This window comes from uncultured Cyclobacterium sp., assembly GCF_963976465.1.
GTDB lineage: Bacteria > Bacteroidota > Bacteroidia > Cytophagales > Cyclobacteriaceae > Cyclobacterium.
In genome coordinates, this window is record NZ_CAXBOC010000445.1 from 1 (window position 1) to 4,758 (window position 4,758).

Sequence of the window (4,758 nt, forward strand, 5' to 3'; positions counted from 1 at the left end):
TTGGATGGACTTACGGCCGGAGCCATAAGCGATGGGAATGGATTTATTTCAGGTGAATTTAAAGTGGAAGGAAGTTCTTCAGACCCAATTTACTCCGGAAATTTAGCCTTCAATGAGACTGAATTTACCGTTGCCACCTTGAATGCTCGCTTTGCAATTGACAAGGATGAAATAAGGGTGGATAATCAAGGTGTGTACCTGAATCAGCTGACCATTAAAGATGACCAAGACAATAACTTTGTACTGGATGGGGATATCATTACCGAAAATGATTTTATCAACCCTCAATTTGACCTCTCTTTGACAGCGGATAATTTTAAAGTGCTGAACTCTACGCAAGAAGACAATGATTTATTTTATGGTGATGCATTGATTGGAGCAGATGTGACCATAAAAGGAGACTTGAATTTACCCATAATAGATGCCGATATTTCAGTCGACAAGGGGACAAACTTAAGTGTGGTGATCCCAGAAAGTCAGCTGGATGTGGTGGAAAGGCAAGGGGTAGTCACCTTTGTCAACAGAGAAAACCCTGAAGATATCCTTACCAAAAGACTCGAAGAAACAAGCAATTCAGGCTATACCGGCTATAAGGTAGATATGCTATTAAATGTATCTTCGGAAGCAGTTTTTAATCTTGTAATTGATGAAAGATCCGGAGACAATTTAATGGTGGAAGGGGCGGCAAATCTCCAATTGAATATGGATCCAAATGGGAGAGTGACCTTAAGTGGGATTTACGAGTTGTCCAAAGGCCATTATGAATTGAGTTTGTACAATTTGGTAAGCAAGCGGTTTGAAATTCAAGAAGGAAGTACCATTAGCTGGGCAGGTGATCCCATGGATGCCAATATGGATATTACGGCAATATATAGTGTTAAAACCTCTGCCTCAGACTTAATGACAGCCACAGCATCCGGGGGATCCCGAGAAACAATGTCCAAATACAGGCAAGAGTTTTCTTTTATCGTTTACCTTAATATAGATGGAGAACTGCTCAAACCTGAGATCTCATTTACAATGGATATGCCTGAAGACGAAAGGGGAGCATTGGGTGGTGCCGTATATGCGCAAGTGAAGCAATTGAACAACCAAGAAGGGGAGTTAAACCGCCAAGTTTTTTCATTATTGGTGTTAAATAGCTTTTTTCCTAGTGGAGATAATTCGGGCAGTGGAGGAACCGCAGCCATGGCCAGATCCAGTGTGAGCCAGTTACTTTCAGGTCAATTAAATACCTTTACCAACAGTTTAGTAGGGGGGACAGGATTAGAATTAGATGTGGGGTTGGATAGCTTTGAGGATTATCAAGGAGATTCCCCACAGTCAAGGACCCAGCTCAATGTAAATGCCAGTAAAAGGTTTTTAGACGATAGGCTAATTGTTCAGGTAGGTAGTCAAATTGACATAGAGGGAAGTTCTTCTACAGGCACAGGTAATTCTCTGCTAGGCAATGTTAGTGTAGAGTATTTAATTACCGAAAATGGACGCTATAGAGCAAGGGGCTTTAGAAAAAATCAATTTGAAAGTTTTATAGATGGACAATTGGTTGTCACCGGGCTTTCTGTAATTTTCAATAGAGAGTTCAATAAATTCGAAGACCTCTGGAGAGGTATAGATTCTAGGAGAAAAGAACAAGAAAATCAAGCAGAAGAGGAGAACAATGAAAATTAATAAATGCTATACTTTATTCCAATTATCAAATATCAAGTCATTGTTAGCAATGGCTTTACTATTACCCTTGTGGTTTTTGGTAAGTTGTAGCGTTTCTAAATATATTCCTGAAGACGAAAAATTATATACGGGAGCCACTTTGAAAATCAATAGGGATTTCTCTGTAAAAGGTTTTAAAGCGATTAACGCGGAACTTGAAGGCCTGCTCGAGCCCGAACCCAATGCTAAAATTTTGGGAATGCGGATTGGTTTGTGGAGTCACTATAAAATGCAGCAGGAAAATCCGGGCTTTATCAATCGATTTATTTATAAGAAATTGGGAGAAGAGCCTGTGTATTTAAGTGATGTGGACGCCGAAAAAACCCAAAGCCTGGTTGTAAACAGACTAGATAACAATGGATTCTTTTTTTCTAGGGTGAGTGCAAATGTGGAGGCCGGTCCCAAAAAAGCATCAGTTAACTATTCGGTAGATTTGGCTAAACCCTATGAATTGGCCACCTATCAATATGAAAAAGACAGTTCTGCAATAGACCGTGGCATCAGGGAATTGCTTGATAAAACAGAAATAGCTGAAGGAGATTACTTTTCTCTGGAAATGATGAAAAATGAAAGGGTAAGATTAAATGAAGCCCTTAAAAATAAAGGTTTTTATAATTTTAACCCTGATTTTTTAATTTTTGAAGCCGATACCAACCAATATGAAGGTAAAAGGTTTGACCTCTTTTTAAGGCTCAAACAAAATGCGCCTGAAAAAGGTATAGTGCCCTATGAAATTCAAAATATCCGTGTCTATCCTAATTATTCTATGGATAAATATGGGCAGGAGACAGATACGACCTTGGTTGACAATGTGATGGTTATCCAAAATGAATTGACTTTCAAGCCTGATTTACTCGATCAATACATATTGATTGAAAAAGACAGCCTTTATAATTCGAAAGACACACGATTAACCAGTAGTAGATTAACTGGTATTGGAAATTTTCGGTTTGTGAACCTGAGGTATACAGAAACAGATACCAGTCTGAGCGGAGGGAAAGGGAAATTGGATGCAAATATTTACCTTACTCCGTTAGACAAGCGCTCCATTAGGGCCGAATTACAAGGTGTTTCCAAATCCAATAATTTTGCCGGTCCCACTTTATTATTGAATTATAGAAATAGAAATTTATTTAAGGGAGGGGAAACATTTAATCTAACGGCAGAGGTAGGCTATGAAAGCCAAATTGCCGCAGGTGATAGAGAAAGTTTAAGTGCTTTTGAAATAGGCTTAAAAGGTGATTTGATCTTTCCTAGAGTGGTATTTCCTATTGCCATTAAAGAAAGATTTGCTTATTCCGTACCCAAGACAAAAATTAGTCTTGGCACTGAGTATCAGGATAGACGAGGTTATTATAAGTTAAACACGGTTTCGGCTACTTATGGATATTTCTGGAATGCCAATCGTTTTGTTTATCATGAGATCACTCCCATCTCACTAAACTTTGTAGACATCTCCAATACTTCTAGTGAATTTGAAGAAATATTGGAGGACAATCCATTTTTAAGGCAAAGTTTTGAGCATCAATTCATCGCAGGAATAACCTATAATTTTGCTTATAACAAGCTAATGGATAAATACAGGGAGCATAGTATATATTTTGGAGCCAATTTAGACCTGGCAGGGGGCGGATTGAGGTTGTTGAACAATGTATTTAACAATCAAGACCAGAACAAATTCTTGGGATTTAACTATGCCCAGTACAATAAAGGGGATATCGATTTTAGATATTACTGGAGATTTACAGAAGAAAAATTGCTTGCTGTCCGCTTGTTTGGAGGTGTAGGACTTCCTTATGGCAACTCCGTTTCCTTACCATTTGCCAAACAGTTTTTTTCCGGAGGGCCCAATAGTATCAGGGCTTTTAGAATCAGGTCTTTGGGACCCGGATCTTTCACTCCTGAAACCGAAACCACAGCCAATTATTTTGATCAGGCAGGTGATATAAGGTTAGAAGGAAATTTAGAATTTAGATTTCCAATATTCTCTTACCTTAAAGGAGCCACTTTTGTAGATGTAGGTAATGTTTGGCTGGTTAATGAAAATGAGGCATTACTCGGAGGTAAATTTGGAAAAGATTGGTTCAAAGAGCTGGCAGTGGGAGCCGGAATTGGGCTCAGAGTGGACATTGAATTTTTTGTAATCAGGTTTGATTTAGCTACCCCTCTTAGAAGCCCCTCCTTGCCGGAAGGAGAGCGTTGGGCTTCAGAATTTAAATTGCAGGATAGCGACTGGAGGAATAGCAACTTAGTTTTTAATTTTGCCATAGGCTACCCTTTTTAAGGACCGGTGTTTAACTTTTCCTTGGTTTTAATAAGGCTGGACAAATAAGCCAACATGGCCGGTGTAACCACAGAGAAAGTAAGTAATTTCCCTAAATTACTTGACTTTTTCATGGCTAAAGTAGCGCCAATAACAGCCAATGGTATCCCATATTTCAATCCAAACTGTAGGTATTCTTTTTCTCTATTCATGATTTTTAAAATTATATAAACAAAATGCACGGGAGCTTTTAAAAGCCGTATTAATTGGTTTTTTATAAGCTGATTACAGTAAATAATAGATTGTGCTTAAGGTAGCAGATAGTGCAATTCTTATGCCGCAAAGGGCAAAAGGTTTAAATCGAATATAAGTAAACTTAAGAATGTTTTAAAAGAGATAAGGTTCTGTATATGTGGCATTCTTTTATAAAAAAGTATACTGAATTTTTGAGAGCCTATAAATCCACCAAAAGCCTTAGGTTTAATAATCAAACTTAAGCTGTTCACCTGAGGGCCTGTCATGGTCATCTGAAATAAGATTAGAAAGACTTATTCCTAACAAGCGAATGGGTAGATTTAGTGCTTCCTGATGTAGGAGATCCAAAGCAATTTCTTCCATCTTTTCTAGAGCTATCGGATTTACCTGTGTTTTGCTACGAGTTTGAAGGCTAAAATCATTGTATTTGATTTTGACGGTAATCGTTCTGCCTTTTGCATGGTTTCTTTCCAGTCTTCGATAAAACTCCGGTAAAATATTTTCTTTAAGTGTAGCTTCTATGGCTTGAA

General features: G+C 38.1%; 3 protein-coding genes and 1 pseudogene. 2 read left to right on the plus strand and 2 right to left on the minus strand.

Translation table 11 applies throughout. From position 1 onward, the window contains the following. Together AAC037_RS19885 and AAC037_RS19890 are read left to right on the plus strand one after the other, a co-directional pair. Positions 1-1,671, plus strand: a 1,671-nt coding sequence (locus AAC037_RS19885; RefSeq protein ID WP_339905073.1) for a translocation/assembly module TamB domain-containing protein, incomplete at its 5' end; no start/stop codon positions are given. Between the two features lie 49 nt (positions 1,672-1,720). Next, positions 1,721-3,994, plus strand: coding sequence for a BamA/TamA family outer membrane protein (locus tag AAC037_RS19890; protein WP_339905074.1), 2,274 nt, complete (start codon positions 1,721-1,723; stop codon positions 3,992-3,994). Here AAC037_RS19890 and AAC037_RS19895 read toward each other — a convergent pair. Both AAC037_RS19895 and AAC037_RS19900 read right to left on the minus strand, forming a co-directional pair. Continuing rightward, positions 3,991-4,185, minus strand: coding sequence for a hypothetical protein (locus AAC037_RS19895; protein WP_339905076.1), 195 nt, complete (start codon positions 4,183-4,185; stop codon positions 3,991-3,993). The two genes, AAC037_RS19890 and AAC037_RS19895, sit on opposite strands and share 4 nt — an antisense overlap. A 268-nt stretch (positions 4,186-4,453) precedes the next feature. Continuing rightward, positions 4,454-4,758, minus strand: a pseudogene (locus tag AAC037_RS19900) (DNA polymerase IV); the annotation flags it as partial.